The 19442-nt window shown below is 52.7% G+C and carries 16 protein-coding genes; 4 read left to right on the forward strand and 12 right to left on the reverse strand.

Going from position 1 to position 19442, the window contains the following annotated elements; genetic code table 11:
- Positions 1-6: 6 nt before the first annotated feature.
- The 3 genes from NGM66_RS07630 to NGM66_RS07640 all read left to right on the forward strand — a co-directional run bounded on the left by NGM66_RS07630 (position 7) and on the right by NGM66_RS07640 (position 3034).
- A complete protein-coding gene (locus tag NGM66_RS07630; RefSeq protein WP_208907553.1) occupies positions 7-708 on the forward strand; it encodes a response regulator transcription factor in 702 nt (233 codons plus the stop codon).
- Positions 698-2050: a sensor histidine kinase gene (locus NGM66_RS07635; protein ID WP_245155291.1), complete on the forward strand. Its 1353-nt coding sequence runs from the start codon at positions 698-700 to the stop codon at positions 2048-2050. Before NGM66_RS07630 ends, NGM66_RS07635 begins: the two co-directional genes overlap by 11 nt.
- A 735-nt stretch (positions 2051-2785) precedes the next feature.
- Entirely contained in the window at positions 2786-3034 is a 249-nt protein-coding gene (locus tag NGM66_RS07640; protein ID WP_208907551.1) for a hypothetical protein, read from the forward strand.
- 840 nt (positions 3035-3874) lie between these two features.
- On the opposite strand, the gene NGM66_RS07645 is transcribed toward NGM66_RS07640, so the two are convergent.
- The gene (locus tag NGM66_RS07645; protein WP_208910961.1) at positions 3875-5134 is read right to left on the reverse strand and encodes an RNA-guided endonuclease InsQ/TnpB family protein; all 1260 of its coding nucleotides are present in this window, start codon (positions 5132-5134) and stop codon (positions 3875-3877) included.
- A gap of 130 nt (positions 5135-5264) precedes the next feature.
- On the opposite strand from NGM66_RS07645, the gene tnpA reads away from it, so the two are divergent.
- On the forward strand, positions 5265-5705 hold the full coding sequence (gene tnpA, locus NGM66_RS07650) for an IS200/IS605 family transposase (protein WP_208910960.1): 441 nt from the start codon (positions 5265-5267) through the stop codon (positions 5703-5705).
- Between the two features lie 122 nt (positions 5706-5827).
- On the opposite strand, the gene NGM66_RS07655 is transcribed toward tnpA, so the two are convergent.
- From NGM66_RS07655 to NGM66_RS07705, 11 genes are all read right to left on the reverse strand, one after another.
- Positions 5828-6250, reverse strand: a complete 423-nt coding sequence (locus NGM66_RS07655) for a hypothetical protein (protein WP_208907550.1) — start codon at positions 6248-6250, stop codon at positions 5828-5830.
- 143 nt (positions 6251-6393) lie between these two features.
- Positions 6394-7788, reverse strand: coding sequence for an MFS transporter (locus NGM66_RS07660; protein ID WP_208907549.1), 1395 nt, complete (start codon positions 7786-7788; stop codon positions 6394-6396).
- 6 nt (positions 7789-7794) lie between these two features.
- Positions 7795-8226, reverse strand: coding sequence for a MarR family winged helix-turn-helix transcriptional regulator (locus tag NGM66_RS07665; RefSeq protein ID WP_208907548.1), 432 nt, complete (start codon positions 8224-8226; stop codon positions 7795-7797).
- A 135-nt stretch (positions 8227-8361) separates the two neighbouring features.
- A complete protein-coding gene (locus tag NGM66_RS07670; RefSeq protein WP_208907547.1) occupies positions 8362-10122 on the reverse strand; it encodes a thiamine pyrophosphate-binding protein in 1761 nt (586 codons plus the stop codon).
- 1163 nt (positions 10123-11285) lie between these two features.
- Positions 11286-12203, reverse strand: a complete 918-nt coding sequence (locus NGM66_RS07675; RefSeq protein ID WP_208907546.1) for a magnesium transporter CorA family protein — start codon at positions 12201-12203, stop codon at positions 11286-11288.
- Between the two features lie 201 nt (positions 12204-12404).
- Entirely contained in the window at positions 12405-12872 is a 468-nt protein-coding gene (locus NGM66_RS07680) for a MarR family winged helix-turn-helix transcriptional regulator (RefSeq protein ID WP_245155290.1), read from the reverse strand.
- A gap of 224 nt (positions 12873-13096) precedes the next feature.
- Complete coding sequence (locus tag NGM66_RS07685) at positions 13097-14734, reverse strand: alpha-glucosidase (protein WP_208907545.1); 1638 nt, start codon at positions 14732-14734, stop codon at positions 13097-13099.
- A 269-nt stretch (positions 14735-15003) separates the two neighbouring features.
- A complete protein-coding gene (locus tag NGM66_RS07690) occupies positions 15004-16398 on the reverse strand; it encodes an FAD-binding oxidoreductase (RefSeq protein ID WP_208907544.1) in 1395 nt (464 codons plus the stop codon).
- Positions 16399-16976: 578 nt separating this feature from the next.
- On the reverse strand, positions 16977-17174 hold the full coding sequence (locus tag NGM66_RS07695) for a hypothetical protein (protein WP_258115522.1): 198 nt from the start codon (positions 17172-17174) through the stop codon (positions 16977-16979).
- Positions 17175-17181: 7 nt separating this feature from the next.
- Positions 17182-17841, reverse strand: coding sequence for an ABC transporter ATP-binding protein (locus NGM66_RS07700; protein WP_258115523.1), 660 nt, complete (start codon positions 17839-17841; stop codon positions 17182-17184).
- A gap of 14 nt (positions 17842-17855) precedes the next feature.
- On the reverse strand, positions 17856-19298 hold the full coding sequence (locus NGM66_RS07705) for an ABC transporter permease (RefSeq protein ID WP_208907542.1): 1443 nt from the start codon (positions 19296-19298) through the stop codon (positions 17856-17858).
- Between the last annotated feature and the right edge of the window lie 144 nt (positions 19299-19442).

A 19442-nucleotide genomic window follows, 5' to 3' on the forward strand; every position in this document is an offset into this window, starting at 1 on the left:
CTAATCATGAAAAATACCATTTTACTTGTAGAAGATGAAGAAGGCCTGGCCAGTTACGTGGCCAAGGAGCTGACATTTGAGGACTTCGACGTCCTGACCGCAGCCGACGGTGAAGCCGCCTGGGAGACTTACCAACGCGAAAAAGACAAGCTACTCTTGGTCTTACTTGACTGGATGTTGCCGAAGATGGACGGCATGGAAGTGCTGCGTCGCATTCGCAAACACGATGAGCTTCCCGTCATCATGATGACCGCCCGCGATTATTTGGGCGACAAGGTCACCGGCCTAGACAACGGCGCCGATGACTACATCACCAAGCCGTTTGAAATCGAAGAACTGTTGGCCCGCATCCGGGTGATTCAACGCCGTACGGCTCACCAGAGCGGCCTGGACCAGACGTACCGTTTAGCCGACCTGACGCTGGTTACCAAGACCCGCCAAGTCGACCGCGCTGGCGAAACGATTCAGCTGACCCAACGCGAATACGATCTCCTATTATTTCTCATGCAACATCCCGGCCAGGTCTTCACCCGCGACGAGCTTCTCGACAACGTCTGGGGCGTGGACTTCTTGGGCCAGCAAAACGTGGTCGATGTGTACATCGGCTACCTGCGCAATAAAATCGACGTGGCCGACGCCCCGCACCTCTTTCACACGATTCGCGGTGTCGGCTACAGTCTAAAGGAAGATGATCCCGATGAGCACTAACCACACGCCGCGAACCTACGCGGACATCATTCGCCACTCCTTTACCAGCCTGTTGATCACGATTGGCCTCATCATCGTGCTGACCGTCAGCATCACCCTGACCGTGGACCAGCTGTTGCGCGCGCAAGACCAAGCGGAGCGGCTCAGTGCCAGTCTGCAGACCACGCAAGTCAGTAATTTCAAGGACTGGTTGACGGTCAACCGCAGTAGTGGCCTGAATTCTCACAACACCTTTGTCCTGATCAAAAACAATGATGGGTCAACGACTTCCTTACTGCCACACGGATCCGAACTGGTCAAGGCCAGCAATTGGTCGATTCCCTTTACCCATTTGGTCTACATCAAGGGCTGGGGGCTGTATTTCTCGGAAACGCTACGGACCGGCAGTCACACCTACTATCTCTTCATTGGGATGCACGTGCTGGTCGGCAACCTGCACGTCTTAATTTCCGTGCTGATCATCGCCATTGGGCTGAGCCTGTTGGTGGGCCTGCTATACGTACGGCGGCTGGCCAAGAGCCTGAGTGCGCCGACCATTTCGCTGGCGACCGCGGCCCAACAAGCCGCCGCCAACCCCGACGTCAGTCAACCGGAATTACCGCAACCCACTGAACCGGTCGAAGTGGCCCACCTGGCGCGGGATTTCAACCAGTTACTGGCAGCACAAAATGGCCGACTGGAACGGGAGCGCCAATTCATTTCCGACGCGTCTCACGAGTTACGGACCCCCATCGCCACGATTCGCGGGAATTTAAAATTGATTGAACGCCGGGGCCAGCAACATCCCGAGGTCATCCCCGAATCACTGGGCTTCATCGACCAGGAATCGTTGCGCATGCAACACCTGATTGAAAACCTGCTGCACCTGTCCCGAGCCGACCGCGCCGAAGTCACCCTCCAACCGCTGGACCTGACCAAATTGGCGCAGGCCGTCGTCAGCCACTACCAGCCCCTGGTCAGTCAGCGTGTGACCTTCACCAGCCCCGACCAGCCCGTCATGGTCCAAGCCGACGCGGACATGCTGCACCAGATCTTGATTGCACTGCTGGATAACGCGCATAAATATTCACCGTCCGACCAGCAGATTCACGTCATCATCAGTCAAACGGCCACCGCGGGTCAATTCACCGTGGCGGATCACGGCCCTGGCATTCCGGCGGCCGACCGCGAGCACATCTTTGAGCGGTTCTACCGGGTGGATGCCTCTCGCTCCACGAAGATTGCGGGGAGCGGCCTGGGGTTAGCCATCGTGTCTCAGCTGGTGCAGCTCAACCAAGGCACCATCGCCATCACGGACAATGACCCTCACGGCGCCCGTTTCACGGTATCGTTGCAAACTTAACAGTGGCTAGCTTCATTGCGACACCAGAGTTTATGGCGACAAAATCAGTCTTTGACTGTCATATGGTCCGTGCTGGCCGCCTTACCGTTCGCCAAATTTGGACCGTGACGCTGTGGGAAGGACCGGTCGAAGCCAAAAGGCGGTCTTCAACCTCGCTTCGAGCCGAAAACCACGTCTCGAAGACGCCAGTTTCCAAGCAAATCACTTGAAAACGCCCACGGCTGAGTCCAAATTTAGCTCACTCACGGCTACGCGGGAGATCACCCACTAATGTAGCTGGACATTGCCATTTCAGCGATTTTCCTGTTAATTTTGTGGTTAACCACCGACGTAACCGGAGGCAGTCAGAGGTGTAGGTTGCTGTGACGACGGTGTTAGCTGAGTGTTTTTCTCAGCTTACAGCGTGGGACGTGTTTGGAGCTTGATGGGGTTCGTTAAGCTTCAAACCGAGTCGGCGGACCGCTCCATAGGCCGCCGGCGTTCCCCATAGCTACCGGAATCTCTGACAGCCGTAGGTGATGGCGTGAACTAATTTCATGTTCACAATCCTTGTCAGCTGAGTATTATCAAGTGTTTTTGTACTTGCAATCTGTAGTTAGAAATGCTGCCATCATCCGCCGTTAAGCAGGCCACTTAAAAAACTAAGAAATTCTCAGGAAATCCTTAAACAAACTTGGTGGTTTTCGCTACCTTTTCCCGGTATACTGAATCCATCAAGTGAAAGGAAGCGTGCTTATGCTGATTGATGACAACCCGAAAATTAAAAGCATTACTCCCGCCCGGATTACCAAGGTGTTCTACCCCTACGTAATCGCCAAAACGGAAGCCGGGAGTTACGTCAACATTAATCTGAGCGACAAGGAGCGTAAGGATCCGCTGTTCTGGGAGTCCATTAGCAACATTGCCAAAGCCAAGTTGTGGGTTCCCATTGGCGAACGGTTCCACCAGCTCTTGTCCTACGACTGGACTTATGCAGCCGAGTAACACCTTTAACCCAAACATTTCCAGGTCGTTTACCTTTTCGGGTGAACGGCCTTTTTTCTGCCTGGTGTGCACTGCCCAGCAAAATTGACTAAACCAGGGCCTGCGTCAGCTAGGGCTCCGCCTGCGGTTGCGCGTCCTTTTCCTACTTGGTGTTCACTGCCGCCTACCGTTCGCCAAATATGGGTCGGATCGCTGCGGGCGTCGGGTCAAGCCAAAGAGCGGTCTTGACCCTCAACTTGGAGCCGATAGCCCACGTCTCCAAGTTGCCAGTTTTCTAACCGGCCAAGCCCACCGCTAAGAAAACTCCCGCGGCTGAACCCATATTTGGCGAACTCTCGGCTACGGTAGTGTTTGTCAGTAACCGCCCGTCTTTGCTTACAGCACCTTCAGACCTACAATTGGGCCACTCCCACGCGCCGGAGCCGGCCAGAAACGGAGCCAGCTGTGTCGACCCAGTTAGCTGGCGTTTCTGGCCAGGTTACTGGGTGGGACGACTTGGGAGACCGGCGGCTTTGGCCGGGCTTCCAAGCGAGGTGTAAGCCCGCTTTTCAGGCTGGAACCGTTCCCCATAGCAGGCGGCGTTTCTGGCTGGCGCAGGCAACTTGCAAGCGACCACCCCTAGCTTACGTTTAATCATTAAATCTTCTTTAAGCCCAGTGGCAACAGGTAACAAAAACCGGATCAACCACCCCTGACTAAAAGTCAGAGGTTTGTGGGAATAACATCCTAAAATGTTACGACCGCAATTTGCTTAGATACAGCGATTGCCTGCATGCAGGTCTTATGTGCTAATTACCAAAGCCCTTAGTGTCCGCAGGTTGCCAGACGGACTGGTGTTTCTCACTGTTCTTCTAAGTCTGCTAATCCCTTAGCTAAAATATTTTTAGCCGCGTTATGGTCACGAACGTGGTAAGCGGCACATCGCGGACAGGTCCATTGTCGATTGGCCAGAGTCAACTTTTGTGTTGCCTCAGTGCCCATGACGAAGCCACAAGTACTACACGTTTGTGTAGTATTTCGTGGGTCCACGGTCACAAAATGGCGTTTATACAAATCAGCCTTATATGCAAGCATACCTAGGAGTGTCCGCCACCCAACATCGGCAATACTCATGGCCAGGGCATGGTTGCGCAAAAGATTTTTGCTTCTTAGCTCTTCGGCGACAACCAAATCGTGGTTCTTGATCAGTGCTGTCGAAACAAGATGTAAGAAGTTTTTCCGTCGATTGGCTACTTTGCGTTGGATAGTGGCTACCCGTTGCCGTTGTTTCTGATAGTTTTTAGATTCGCGCAAGGGCCGATGAGCCTTCTTGGCACGTAACGCCCGTCGAGATAGTGTCCGCTGGGCCTTAGCCAACTTACCCTTGATTGACCGGTAGAATCTAGGATTAGCAATCACATTAGCGCTAGAATCCGTCAGAAAATTATCCGTGTTTAAATCAATGCCAATGGCTGAACCTGACTGGAACGTTTCCGAGTTAACAAACGGTTGATCAGAGGCTAACTGTAGGGAAACGTAGTAGCGGCCTGTCGCGTCCATTGAAATAGTTGTTGTACCAATACGGATTTCGGCCTTACGTGTGACTAACTTAGCTGGCATGCCTTTAAATCGTAATCTTCCCAGCTTGGATAGTTGGATATGTTTATGATCTAATAGGCGAATACTGCCATTAAGCATATTAGGCAGCTCAATCTTACTAGCATAGTGATTGGAAGTCTGATATTTTTGTTCGGTTCGTTTCTTGTGGAACACGGGCGTCCCTGCTTGATGAACTTTCCGAAAATTCTTCCAGGCGGTGCGATAATTCTTGATGGCATTCGCCTTCATGTCGCTGTCGAGCGCTTGATCGTTCAACCAGCCGTGAATATTGGAAATGTTAATAGCTGGATGCTTTAATCGTTGTTTCAACGTCTCAATCCGTGTTCGAACTAGCTTAATGGGCGTTTTAACTTGGCGCAACGCGAATAACTCCCGGTTCATGCCGTTCATCTCGTTATAAATAAACCGACTAGCATCATTGTTCAGCTTGATCAAGCGTTTCTGCTCATTAGACGGAAAAACTCTTAATTTTACGCCGTAATGATACGGTAACTGGGCCATCGTTTTACGCAAGTCGCTTCCTCCTTTCACTGTGAAATTATGATATCATATAAGGTAATCAGAACATACTGAATACGCTTATAAATAAATTCATAGGAGGATACAGATGAGTAAATAAGATAGTCGGTTACTGGATGCAATTTACGAACGAGGTTATGTCTACAATTTCCATTTTCACCTAATTTGGGTCACGAAGTACCGAAAGCCTATTTTTACGACACCAACGTTGGTGTCTGACATGAAGAAAATTTTGACACGAATTGCCCAACTAAATGAAGTCACCGTGGAAACAATGGCAATTATGCCAGATCATGTTCACCTACTAATCAGTTTCAAACCTAAATACGCACCTACAAATATCGTCAAGGCCTTTAAGGGCGCTTCTGCGCGGATGTTTTTCGAGAAATATCCTGAAACCAGACAACAACTTTGGGGCGGTCATCTCTGGTCAAATAGTTATTACATGAGCACCTTGGGTAATATGAGTAAAGAAATCGTCGAAAAATATATCAAGAACCAGCCTACCAAGAACCTTCGAAAAAACAGTGACCGGCATTCCTCTCCCGATTGAAATCAGAAGATTCCTGCCTTAGCTATCATTGAATTTCGTTAGTAACAGTAGAACCGCCATTTTGCCACGAAAAAAGTCCGGACGTTGGCCCAGACTTTTGGTGTACATCAGTTGACTCGCCACTACAGTCGTGAGGAATTTTGCAGGATCTCGGCCTTTCGCCGCAGGTCACCGCGCGTTTGGTTCACTAAGATCTTAGTGGGCCGCGCGAAGTAACCGTCGATCGTACCGCCGATGCTGGCAAGCCAGAAACTCATGAATCCCCAGACACTGGCCGACCATTCCTGCTTGAAGGCCAGCGCGAAGGCCGCAATAATTGCAAACAACACCAGGTTGATCCCCGCCGAGGCGCCCTGTCGGCCCAACCGATTAAAGTAAGGGTATTGCCAAGTCCACAAGCTGTCGACCAGCAGGAAACCAAAGATGACCCCAATCGCAATGCGGACGCCATGAACACGATCAACGGCCGTGGCCAAGCTCAACAGAACCATCAGCGCCATCAAGAACCAAAAGGAATGAAACGCGTATCGCCAATCAAACTTCATTTGAATCGCCTCACTTTTTTCAGCCGGTTGGCTTTATTGGTTCTGAATTGTAGCATGCCAGCGCCTAAATAAAAATAACGCCACTCCTAATTGTTAGGATAGTAGCGTTACCAACGTGATGGCTCCAGGCCGATTAAATTTGTCTAAACTTCGTGCTGGTTGCGTTTCAGTGCGATGAGCATGCTTAAAAATGCACCCACGCCGGCAATCGTCAAGACCCACAAGGCCCACTGCGAACCGGCCGCCGTCTTGACCGCCGTACTGCCGGTGGCCCCCGCTTGACTGGCCGCAATCATCGCGGAAACGATGGCCGTTCCCATGGCACCCGCGAACTGTTGCATCGCATTCATCAACGCGTTACCATCCGCCTTGAGCGGCCCTGAGAGCTGTTTTAAGCCGTCCGTCATGATGTTACCGAATGATGAGCCGATGCCGATCATATAGCCCACATACAGCCCGAGAATGGCCCACGCGGATAATCCCTGCGCGCCCACGGTCATTGCCAGCAACATGACGACCACCAGGCCAAGACCCAACAAAATAGGCCGTTTGGCGCCGAAATGGTCTAAAATATTGCCGCCGATCGGCGAAAAGGCGGCCCCGATAACGGCCCCCGGCAAGACTACGAGCCCGGCAATAAACGCCGACTGGTGATCGACCAGCTGCAGGTAATTGGGCAGCACAAACGACAGGCCCAATGCTGTGATCTGCAGGAGAAAGAAGGCCACGAGGTGCCAGGCGAAGGCCGGATTGGCGAGCGCCTGCAGGTGAATCAACGGGTGTTGCTGGTGTTGGGAACGGCGGACGAAGAAAATGAGACCGCACACGCCCAGCAATAGCGCGCCACCGACTGACCAACTCAAAAACGGCTGCCCGCTCAGCGAACTGAAGCCGAAGATCAATCCGGCAAAGGTGACCACGACCCCCAACATGCTCCAAAAATCAAAGCGTTCCGGATGTGTCGGCGCGACCTGCCGAATCGTTTTAATTCCCACGAAGAAGGACACCACCAGAAACGGCAATAAAATCCAGAAGATGTACCGCCAATTCAGATTGGTGACCAGCAAGCCCCCGTACGTTGGCCCAATGGCGGGACCAATCGCCGTGACCAAGGTGCCGACGCCGGTCATCATGCCGATACGGCTGAGAGGCACCTGCTCCAAGATGATGTTAAACATCAACGGCAGCGCGATTCCCGTCCCCACCCCTTGGATGGCGCGACCGACCAGTAGCCACGGAAAGCTGGTGGCGCAAGCGTCGATGACCAAGCCGGTAATGAAAAGCAGGTTGGCGACCACGAAAAGTTGTTTCAGTTTAAAGCGGCGTTTCAAATACGATGAAACAGGCACGATACAGGCCACAATCAAGAGGTACAGCGTGGTCATCCACTGGACCGTCCCCGTGGTCACGTGAAACTGTTTCATCAGTGTTGGGAAGGTAATGTTCATCGCGGTCTCCACGATGACGCCGCTCAGCGACATGAGGCCGGTCGCCAGGACCGCTCCCACGACGCGTGGTTCGATTTTTTCTTTTGCCATATACGTTTACTCCTTTGTGGTGTGCCAGTGACTGATATTTTGCAAGGCCTGTTGAAACGCCTGTGCTTCGCGAACGGACAGATCAGCGACCATCTTGGCGTCCTGTTGGTCCAAATGCTGGCGCACGATGGGGACCAACCGTTGTCCCTTAGCCGTCAATCGCAACTGCCGTTTGCGGCTATCACTGGTTGCCACGACCCGGGTGACCAGGTCGCGTTCCACCATTCGTTTCACCAGCAACGAGGCCGTCGACCGTTGCACGTGAAACTCGTGTTCCAGGTCTACTTGAAACACTGGTTCACGGGTGTTGCGGCTCAAAAAGTCGATCAATGACAGCTGCATCCCCGTCAAACCGTACTGGCGGGCAAAGTCGTTCATTTCTTGATTCATTTGGTGCTCAGCATCGCGTAGCCAAGCTCCTAACCGTCGTTCGGTCATGTGCTCACACTCCTTTTGTTAGTCAGCTAACAATTTTAACCGCCTCATGGCGTTTTTGCAAGCGAAAATTGTTAACGACGACAAAAAAGGCGTTTGGGCACCTTCCTCCCAAACGCCTTCGTAATGCTATTTCATTTACAGGTTGTCACCCTTAGCCCGCAGCAGTTCTCCTAGAGAAGGCTGTTGCGTCGTGTCAATGTGGTTTTCCTTGGCATAGGCGTCAACCGCGTCTTGGCCGTACAACTTCGGATCAAGTGGCATGAAGGCCGTGCCGATCGGGTCGTCGTCTTTGATGACGGCGTTGACCACGATTGGCTTGCGGTTGCCCTTGGCCTGTAGGTCCTTGATTTGGTCAAAGACTTGGTCGACCTCGGCATTGTTGGTGACCGTAAAGCCGATACCACCCAAGCCTTCGGCGACCTTGGCCCAATCCGCATCGGTCAGATCGACGCCGTACAGGTGTTGCTTGGTGTCGATCTGTTCGCGGTAAATGAACCCGAAACGCCGGTTACTGAAGACCACGTTGATAACGGGCAGGCCGTATCGTGCTTCGGTAATGATGTCGGGGGCGACCATCGCAAAACCACCATCACCGGACAGTGACCATGATTGGGCATCCGGCACGCTCAGGGCTCCGGCCAACCCGGCTGGCAGACCATAGCCCATCGTGGCAAACAAGCCAGATAAGGCGAACCGTTGTTGCTGATCCATTGGTAGGCCGCGAACCGCCCATTCGGAAACGTTCCCGGTGTCTACCCCGTAGGTATCCTTGGGACCGACCATTGCCGCAATCTTCTTGGTCACGGCTTCGGGAGCCAGGCCTTCGCTGTCATCGCTGGCCAGTTGGTCCAACCAGTTGTTCCAGTTGCGCTTGTTCTCCCGGTTAGCGGTCAACCAAGCTGTTTCAGGCAGTGTTTCACCCGTAGCGTTCATCGCTTGCAAGAAGCTCTTGGCGTCGCTCAATACGGCGTAGTCGACCGGCACCATCTTGCCGATATCAAAGGAATTATTGTTGACTTGAACGATCTTAATATCCTTCGGCCAGAATTGGGCAAATGGGAACTCGGACCCCAGGAACAAGATCAGGTCGGTGTGTTGCAGAGCTTCAAAGCCGGACTTCGATCCGAGACGGCCAAAGGTTCCAATGGCGTTGGGATGATTCGTTGGAATAACTCCGGTAGCGGGCACCGTGTTCAAGACAGGCACGTTGAACTGTTCACTGAACTTGACCAGTTCGTCACGCGCGCCCAGTAAGCCGCGGCCAGCGTAGACCAACGGGTGCTTGGCGGCCTTCAACAGCTTTAACGTTGCCGTAATCGCTGCCGGGTCGATCTGTTGGGTAAAGGAATTGGAGACGACGTTTGGCGTCTTAACGGGTTCGTAGTCAATCTCTTCAGCTGCTAAATTTTCGGGGATGATAACGACGGCCGGGCCCTTTTGCCGATAGGCTTCACGAATCGCTTGGTTCACGACGTAAGGCAGTTGCGCCGCGGTCGTAGCCGTGCGGTTATAAACGGCGACGTCGCTAAACATTGGTGTTTCGTCCATTTCTTGGAAATAGTTCGTGTTCATCGTTGCCTGTGGGACCTGGCCGACTAATGCCAGCATTGGCACGTGGTCCATCTTAGCGTCATACAAACCGTTGAATAGGTGGGTGGCACCAGGACCGGCAGACCCAAAGGCCACACCAACCTTACCAGTGAATTTGGCATCAGCGGCAGCGGCTAAAGCTCCCACTTCTTCATGGCGCACCTGAATATAATCGATATTAGCCTTTTCAAGGTACAATCCTTCAACCGTATGATTAATCGAGCCACCTGGAATCCCATAAATATGGTTAACGTCCCAGGCTTCCAAAACCTTAACTAACGCTTGTCCAGCAATCATCTTTGACATCTAAATCGCGCTCCCTTGTAGTAAGGATGGCGGCCGCTAATCGTGGTCGAACACCCCGAAATCATTGATTAGTGACATCATAGTCCCCTGTCAGCAAAAAGGCCAATAATTTGACTTACTTTTTGTAAGTGATTAATTGCACTTGTTAGCGGTTACTTATCTACCGGTGTTTCAGCGGTCAAAACAAGGTGAAACAAAAAGTGTGACCGGACAAGCTGCTGACCGGCCACACGATGTGGAAAAATCTTGATTGCTAATCGACTGGAAACATTGTTATAGTGGGATTTCGTGAATAAGATAGCTGAAGGTTACAAGTACAAAAACATCTGATAATACTCAGCTGACAAGGATTGTGAACATGAAATTAGTCCACGCCCGCCACCTGCGGCTGTCAGAGATATGGGGGCTGGCCGCCTCCCGTCCGCCAAATATGAGCCGGAACGCGGTGGGCGGCGGGACGAGCCAAGAAACGGTCTCGTCTCCTCGACTTTGAGCCGAAGAACGCGTCTCAAAGTCGCCAGTTCCCTAAACGGCATGAACCGCGCCGCTAAGGGAACTCCCACGGCTGAGCTCATATTTGGCGGACTCCCGGCTACGGAGATGGTTCGCAGCCAGTTGGCTTAGTCCTTGGTAACGGGTGAACTACGGTCAAATTTGACTCAAGTCGGTGTTGCTGACAAGTGGCAACCCACCGGCGTCAGCGAGTATTCATGTTGGCCCAGTTGGCGGGATATCGTTGGAATGATAACGCGCAGCTACATGATTGATTGACCTGTCACGTAGCCGTGAGTGAGCTAAATTTGGACTCAGCCGTGGGAGTTTGCAAGTGGTCTTCTTGGAAACTGGCGTCTTCGAGACGTGACTTTCGGCTCGAAGCGAGGTTGAAGACCGCCCTTTGGCTTCGACCGGTCCTTCCCACAGCGTCACGGTCCAAATTTGGCGAACGGTAAGGCGGCCAGCACAGAGCAAGGTGCGTTCAAAGACTAATTTTATCCCTGTAAACCCTAGTGTCACCATAAATTTAGCTACTTTTAAACTTGCAACCTTTAGTAAGACAGTCGTTCACAGCCTCATAATCCGTACTGGCCGCATCCCCCATAGCAGGCGGAATCTCTGGCTGACACAGGCTCTGGTTTCACACGTTTCAGCCACCAACTCGCAGTCTACCAGAAATGCCGGTGCCGCAACATCAGGGCGACGACGCCCATGATGCCCAGCATCATTGCCACCGTGAAGATCCACGAGATGGCGTCGTTGGCAAAGGGTAATTTCACGTTCATCCCGTAAAATCCGGTGATGATCGTTGGAATCGTCAAGACCAGCGACCAGATCGTCAAGAATTTCATGGTGTCGTTCAGGTTGTTGTTCAGCACATTGTTGAACGTATTTGAGATGCGGTCAACGACATCGGCCTCAATCGCCGTCATTTCAGAGGTTTGCCGGGCTTCGATCACGGCATCGGCCAAGTGCTCTGAATTCTTATCCGACAGCTGCTTGCCAAACGGCGTACTACTGAGGTTGACCACCATCATCGCGTTGTTGCGGGTGGCACTCACGAAGTAAGCCAGACTCTGTTGCAGGTTGGACAACGCAATCAGGTCCTTGTTATCGGGCGCCTGATTTAGTTGCTTATCCAACCGGTTTTGTTCCGCGTTGATTTTGCGAATTGGTGGAATGAACTGGTCGAACAAAATAAACAGCCCAATCAACATAAATTCGTTGGTGTCTGAAATTTGTTTCAGTTTCATCCGTTCGCTCAGGGTCTGATTCACCCACTGCGTCCGCTTGGTCGTGATGGAAAAGACCTGATTGCCCTTCAACAAAAAGGTCACGGGCCGCGTGATATAGCGTTGGGATACCTGGTCGACCACGACCGGCACGTGCAGGACAAACAGTTGGGTATTCAAGTATTCGTCACGGTCATAGTGTGACCGTTCGTTGACGTCGGTCACGTAAGTCAAAATCTCATCGGTCAGCCCGTACGTGACCTGCAGGGCTTCCTTATCGTTATCGTCTTCGATCATGGCCATGACCCAGACTAGATTTTGCTCGCCTGTTCCAATTTTTCTCTCGACAATCATGGAATTTCCTCTTCTCTGCCATCGTTAAGTCCAGTGTACCACGTCCCCTCAAAAATTAGGCGGACTTTTTAAAGGCGGATTAACTGACTATTTACACGAGCAGATTCGTTGAAATCTAGTTCTCACACCTTTTGAGTTCTGGTCAAAAAAAGAGAATTGGTCGCGTTCGACCAATTCTCTGGCATTAAAACCTAAATCGTTTTACTCTTTCTGGTCCTCAGAATCTTCCTTAGCCGTCAGTGCGCCTAACATCTTGGTCAATTGACCAACCGTGTACTGACTGCCGCTGTCATCCAACGTCACTTGACTCATCGTAGCTGCAGCGGTGTTCAATGCCTCATGGCACTGGATTTCCAGCTGTTCACCACTTGCCGTTAACGACAGTGGCCGAACGCGGCGATCGGAGCTTTGATAGCTCTGAACCACGTAACCCCGGCGAATCAGTTGAGAAATCCCACGAGAAACGGCTGCCCGGGAGATCCCGCGACTGTCAGCGACAGTGGCGGAAGTTAGCTTCCCCGGATTTTCCAAAATATGGTGTAAAATCGCATATTGATCCACTGAAATCCCCATGGTTCGTTGGAATCGGGTTGCTGCCTTCTCTAATTCACGTTTCAACTCCATGAAAGACTCAAAGAAACTTTCCGCATGAACGACCTTACTCTTCATAGTATTATCATATCCTTATCTTCACTTTGCTAACCAGTTAGATAGTTAACACGACTAGCAATACGCAAAATGGTTGACCCCATAGAAATATCTATACATTTAATAATAAAGAACAACTTGCTGAAATGCAAGCAGAAAACCACAATTTAATAAAAAAGTTTACCATGTAAAAAGGGAACCGAGGCGTTGCATTCGGTTCCGCGTGTTTCACTCGTTTTTTCCGCCTACTCTAACTTCCGCAAATGGTACAACCGCGCTTCCCACGGATGAATGGTTAGATCATCCGAGTCCGCGTCCACTTCGGTGTTGGTGAAAATCAGTTCACTAGTTGTCAAATCAAACTCCTGCGTCGTCGCCACTTGATCGCTCATGTTCACGACGACCAGCCAGTTGTCCCCGTTCAGGGTGCGCCGGTAAACGTATAGCTGGTCATCATGCGTGTCGATCAATTCGTACCGCCCTTGTTCCAGGGCTGGCACAGACTTTTTCAGCCGAATCAGCTGCTGGTAGAACGTCAAGACCGAATGTGGGTCATGACTTTCGCGTTCCACGTTGATGTGATCCGTACCCGGGGCCATTTGAATCCACGGCTCGTGGTCCGAAAAGCCCCCGTACTGTTGATGGGTCCACGGCATGGGCGTGCGGGCATTGTCCCGACTGCCCATGGCCAGTTGGTCCAGAACTTGTTTTTCTGGCACCCCGGCAGCGCGTTGCTGTTGATAAAACAGCTGGCTATCCAGGTCGCGGTACTGACTGATCTGGGTGAACCCGGCATTGGGCAGCCCGAGTTCTTGCCCCTGATAAATAAACGGGGTCCCCTTCATCAGCAGGTACCACAACGCCAGCGCCTTAGCGGAACGGCGGCGGTAATCGACTGCGTTGCCGTAGTATGAAACAGCGCGTGGTAAATCATGGTTTTCAATGAACAAAGCGTTCCAGCCACTCTTTTCCAAGCCAAATTGCCACTTGGAGAGAGTCGCCCGTAACGCTGCAACTGGTAGCTTCGGTTCAGCCTTTTCCCAGAAGTGCACGTGATCAAATTCTAGCAGGAGGTCGAAGAACCCGTGTTGCGGGTCAAGCCAGCGTTGAGCGGTCGGCATATCGATTCCGCCAGCTTCGCCAATGACAAATAGGTCGTTGCGAGTCAGCACGGGCTTGAGCGCGGCTAGAAACACGTCTGTTCCAGCCACATCTTGATAGTAGTCCACGCGCGGATGACCAACGTTCGCAAAGTCCTGGCGCTTCTTCAAATGCGTGACACCATCCAAGCGCAACCCATCGATTCCCTGATCAGCCCACCATTGAATCGTCGCCGCCATTTCGCGACGAACGGCGGGATTTTCCCAATTCAAGTCGGGCTGGTCTTCGGCAAAGGTGTGCAGGTACGCCGCATCCACAGCGGGGACATAGGTCCAGGCTGATCCCCCAAAAATGGATTCCCAATTGTTGGGTTGCATCGTGGCCGTGGCCTGTCGCCAAATGTAGTAATCGTGGTACGGACTGGTGGTGTCGTGCACGGCAGCTTGAAACCATGGGTGCTGACTGGACGTGTGGTTCAACGCCAAGTCGATCACCACTTTGATGTTGGCCGCGTGAAACGCCGTGACCAGCGCGGTAAAGTCCGCCAAGGTGCCGTATTGGGGGTCAATGCCACGGTAATCCGTCACGTCATACCCACTGTCCACCTGACCGGAGGGGTAAAATGCTGACAGCCAAACAAAGTCGACACCCAGGGAAGTTAAGTAAGAGATTTTTGTTTGGATGCCGGGCAGATCGCCCACACCGTCATGGTTGCTATCAAAAAAACTTTGCGGGTAGATTTCATATCCCACCGCGTGTTGCCACCACTGTGCGTCAGCCATTGCTGTCTTCCTTTCGCTGCTAAATTGTAACCGGTTGTGATCAATCATCTTCTGGGATTGTATCCGGCTCCAATTGTAACAATAATTATCTATTTTGTCGGCTGATTTCGCAAACTTTATGCTCAGCGCGCCGCCGCGATTGGCCAATGAAACAACGGCGTGACGCCTGAAACAAATTCGCCGTTTCAGCAAAAGCGCGCTAGGCCACTGGCTTTCACCAGTAAGCTTAGCGCACGTCTTGTGTCTTTGACAACGTTTGTTCAGTTAGTTTAGTCAATCTTACGTTTCGGGTTCAAGAGGTTCATCGGGTCGAACAGGGTCTTGATCTGGTGTTGCAACAGATCGACTGTTTCACCTAATTCGGGGTTGTTCCACTGGTTCTTGACCATGCCCACGGCGTGTTCCCCAGAAATCGTGCCGCCCATTTCCAAGGTCTTCCAGAAGGTTTGCCGCAGCGCTTCAATGATGACGGCCGGCACTTCATCCTCGTCCGCTGACCAAGTGAAGGTCGGGTGCACGTTCCCATCGCCAGCGTGGCCCGCCGTATAGATCTTAATGCCCAGCTTCTTGCCGAGGTCTTGTAAGAAGTCCATCATCGGTGCCAGCTTAGACAGCGGCATCGCCATGTCTTCCATCAGATGATTGTTCCCAGCAAAGACGGCTGGCAACATGTCTTGCCGCAGCTTTTCCAGTCCCGCCTGTTCGGTGGCGTCCGTGGTGACCTGCACGTTTTGCGCATCGTGTTTGGCCAACAGGTCATTCAACACGCCCACACTCTCGTCGCTACTGCCATCCAAACGGAAAATCAGCATTGAGCCACTATTGTCCGCGTAGTGCGTGTGTTCGTAGCGGTCCAAAGCCTTGACCGTGTTGCCGTCCAAGGCTTCCAACATCGTTGGGTAGACCCCGGACATCCGAATGGCTGTCACGCCACCCGCCAACGCGCCCATGTCCTTGAAGAAAGCCACGCCCATGACGGACTTGCCTAGCGGGATTGGCATTAATTTGACCGTGACCTCGTAGATGATGCCCAAGGTCCCTTCAGACCCCACGAACAACTGGGTGAGGTCGTAGCCAAAGGCTTGTTTCAACGTCCGGCCACCCAACTTAATGACCCGGCCGTCAGCCAGCACTGCCTTTAGTCCCAGCACATTGTCCTTGGTCGCGCCGAAACGCACGGTGCTCATGCCCCCGGCGTTGGTCGACACGTTGCCGCCGATGGATGAAAATGGCTTGGAACCAGGATCTGGCGCGTAGAACAACCCTTGTTTCCGGGCAGCCTGGTCCAAATCACCGTTCACGACACCGGGCTGCACGACCGCCACGGAATCTTCCCGGTTGATTTCCAAAATCTGATTCATTTTCCGCGTCGACAAGATAATGGCACCGTCAATGCCGTCAGACCCAATCACCGTACTGCTAAACGTGGTCTGGGGTACCACGGCGATATGGAATTTCCGCGCCGTGCGCAACACCCCTTGGATGTCCGCCACACTCGCCACTTCCACGAACGCCCGGGCCAGCCCGGTCTCACCGCCGGAAGCGTTGGGGTTGAAGGATTGCTTCTTCAGCGTCTTCTCATCCGTCGCCACGGTACCGTCCTTGACTTGCTCTTTCAGGAACGCCGTAATGTCCTCATCAGCGTAAGCACTAAAAACTGTCATGTCATCGACCTTCTTTGATTAGTATTCAACAGTGATCAGTGTAACACGTAATTTTAAAAAATACAGGTTTAATCTATCGTCCGCGACCAATTGCCTCCAAAAACATCCCAGCCCCACGCTGTTTCAGCGTGAAACGGGGATGTTTCAAGTGTTTTTGCAATAACATTGTGGTTACTGGCCGCCTACCGCCCGCTAGATATGAGTCGGAACGCGGTGGGCGCCGGGGCGAGCCATAGAGCGGTCTCGCCCCTCAACTTGGAGCCGAAAATCACGTCTCCAAGTGGCCAGTTCCCTAACCGGCAAGCCGCTAAGGGAACTCCCACGGCTGAACTCATATCTAGCAGGCTCTCGGCTACGGAGATGTTTTACAGCCAGTCGGGTTAGTTCTTGGCAATAGGTGAACTGTAGTTAAATCTGGCCCAATTCGGTGTTACTGATAAGCGTCAGCCGGTATTCAATGCTCCCGGCTGTGTCGACCCAGTTAGCCGAAACCTGAAATGGCAACGTTCATCTACATTAGTGGATGATCTGCCATGTAGCCGTGAGTGAGCTAAATTTGGACTCAGCCGTGGGCGTTTTCAAGTGACCTGCTTGGAAACGGGCGTCTTCGAGACGCGACTTTCGGCTCGAAGCGAGGTTGAAGACCGCCCTTTGGCTTCGACCGGTCCTTCCCACAGCGTCACGGTCCAAATTTGGCGAACGGTAAGGCGGCCAGCTGGAACCAACTCCCACAGCAGGCGAAATCCCTGGCTGACGGAGGCAACTGACTTAATCAATCTAGTTTTAAGCCAGTTGCGTGAACTGCTTGTTTTCCAGGCGGAATTGGTGGTCGCACCGGGCGGCTACGTCCGGCTCGTGGGTCACGATGATCACGCACTTATTTTGCTTATGCGCCAGCTTTTGAAACTGATCGATGACCTCCCGGGTGTTGTCCTCATCTAGGTTCCCTGTGGGCTCGTCTGCCACCACCAAGGGCGCATCGCAGGCCATGGCGCGTGCAATGGCCACGCGTTGTTGCTGGCCCCCGGAGAGGTGTTGCACGTTACGCACTGCCAGGTCCTCGCCAATGCCCAGGTCGTTGAGCGGCCGCTTGGCAAAGAACTTATCGCCGGCGTGTTCCGCCCCCGTGATAGCCATGGCCGTCAGGAGGTTATCCAGCGGCGACATGTAGGTGAACAGGTTGTAGGCCTGAAACACGATGGAAACGTCGTGGCGGCGATAGTTGGTCAGGCCAATCTGTTTCAACGACCGTTCGCCCAGCCAAATGTCTCCTGCCTTGGGCTTATCCAACCCCGCAATCAGTGACAGAAACGTGGTCTTGCCTGTTCCGGAATGGCCCAGAATCGCGTAGGATTGGCCGTCTTCAAATGTCAAATCAATGCCTTGAAACAAGGGGGCTGTTTCATCTTGGTACCAGTACCCCAAACCAGTTGTTTTTAACATGCACATCGTCCTCCTTAGGAAATCAAGACTTTCTTCGGTTCCAGGCGTAAGATACCGCCGGATGCGATCATGATCGACAGGAACGTGATGGCTAAGCCGAAGCCGCCCAGTTCTGCCAGATTCACGGCACTCACTTGAATGTCAAGGTCGGTATCCGCTGCCTTGGTGCTGGTGTTTTGTTGCATCCCCGGACCGCCGTTGCCGCCCTTCATACCACCGCCTGGTTGCCCAGCAGATTGGCCGCTAACGCCCGACGAGACTGTTTGACTCGTGGTGCTTTGTTCAACTAGCTGCGACCCCAGTTGGTCACCGACAAATTTGCCGCCGGCACCCGCAATGGCCACGGCCACCACGATGACCATCAACATTTCCGTGAAGAATTGGGCCACGATTTTCCAGCGTGCTTCGCCTAGGGACAGGAGCACACCAATTTCAAAGCGGCGTTCACGAATCATCAAGATGACGATCAGGGCCAGGATAATGGTCCCGGCAATGGCGACCAGCCAAACAATTTTATTGGCAAACCCTTCAATGGTCTTCATCGATGCCTTGACCGTTTGGTAGCTGGCGTCGTCGGTACTCAGCGAGTAGGTGCTGGTATTGATCAGCTTCTTGCCCGCGGCTTTAACGCTACTGACCTTGGCGGGATTCGTCACGTTAAACGTCACGGAGTCCGCCGTCCCGGCATACTTGCTGCCCTTGAAGCTGTTGGCCAAGGTGTAAGACGTGTACATGGTGTTGCTAGGATCCGTGCTCATGGGTCCGGCCGTACTGGAACTGGTCGAGCTGGCCCGGTAGATACCAACGACTTTCAGCTTGACCGTGGCCTTCTTACCCGTCGTCTTCTTCACGGTCAGCGTGTCGCCAACCGTCAGATTGTTTTGGCTAGCCAGGTTCTTTTCGATGACCACGTGGTTGGTGTTCTTATCGGCTGCGGTAATGCCGCGGCCTTTGGTGATCTTGCTCTGGCTGTTACTGAAATCACTCGTCAGACTCGTGGCGGTCACCCCATCGATTTGGGTGTCCCCGCTACTGGACGTCTTGCCTTTCATCCCGCCAGGACCGCCGCTACTGCCCATGCCGCTGCTGGTCGATACCACGTCATAGGACTTGGCGTTGACCGTGGTAGTGCTGGTCACGTTCGTGCTTTTCACATTGCTGAGCTGCGAGATCTTGGTCGCCGTACTCAGCTTGATCGGCGTCAGCGTCATCTTCGGCCGACTGGATTTACTCGTGCTACTGCTCTGCATCTTCTTAAACGCCGCTTGTCGGTTGGCGGACAACGTGACGGTCGCGCCGACATCGGCCTTCGCTTGGTCGGTGGCTTTCACCGCCGCGCTGCGAATCAATAATCCGGCCAGGACAAACATCAAAATGGCGGACGAGACCAGGATCAGCAAGACTGACCGGCCCTTCTTCGCCCACACGTTTAACCAGGCCCGTTTGAAAAAGTTCATTAGGGTCGCCTCCATTTCGTAACATGTTCCGAGTATCCCAAAGCCGGCTTTGCGCAAACTTAAAGTTGCCCGGCAGTTCCGTTCGGGCGAGACGTTAAAAAACGACGAGACCGCAGTGGCCACGCCGTTTTTACCAATTTTGAA

The sequence above is a fragment of the Levilactobacillus yiduensis genome, assembly GCF_024718525.1.
GTDB classification, from domain to species: Bacteria; Bacillota; Bacilli; order Lactobacillales; family Lactobacillaceae; genus Levilactobacillus; species Levilactobacillus yiduensis.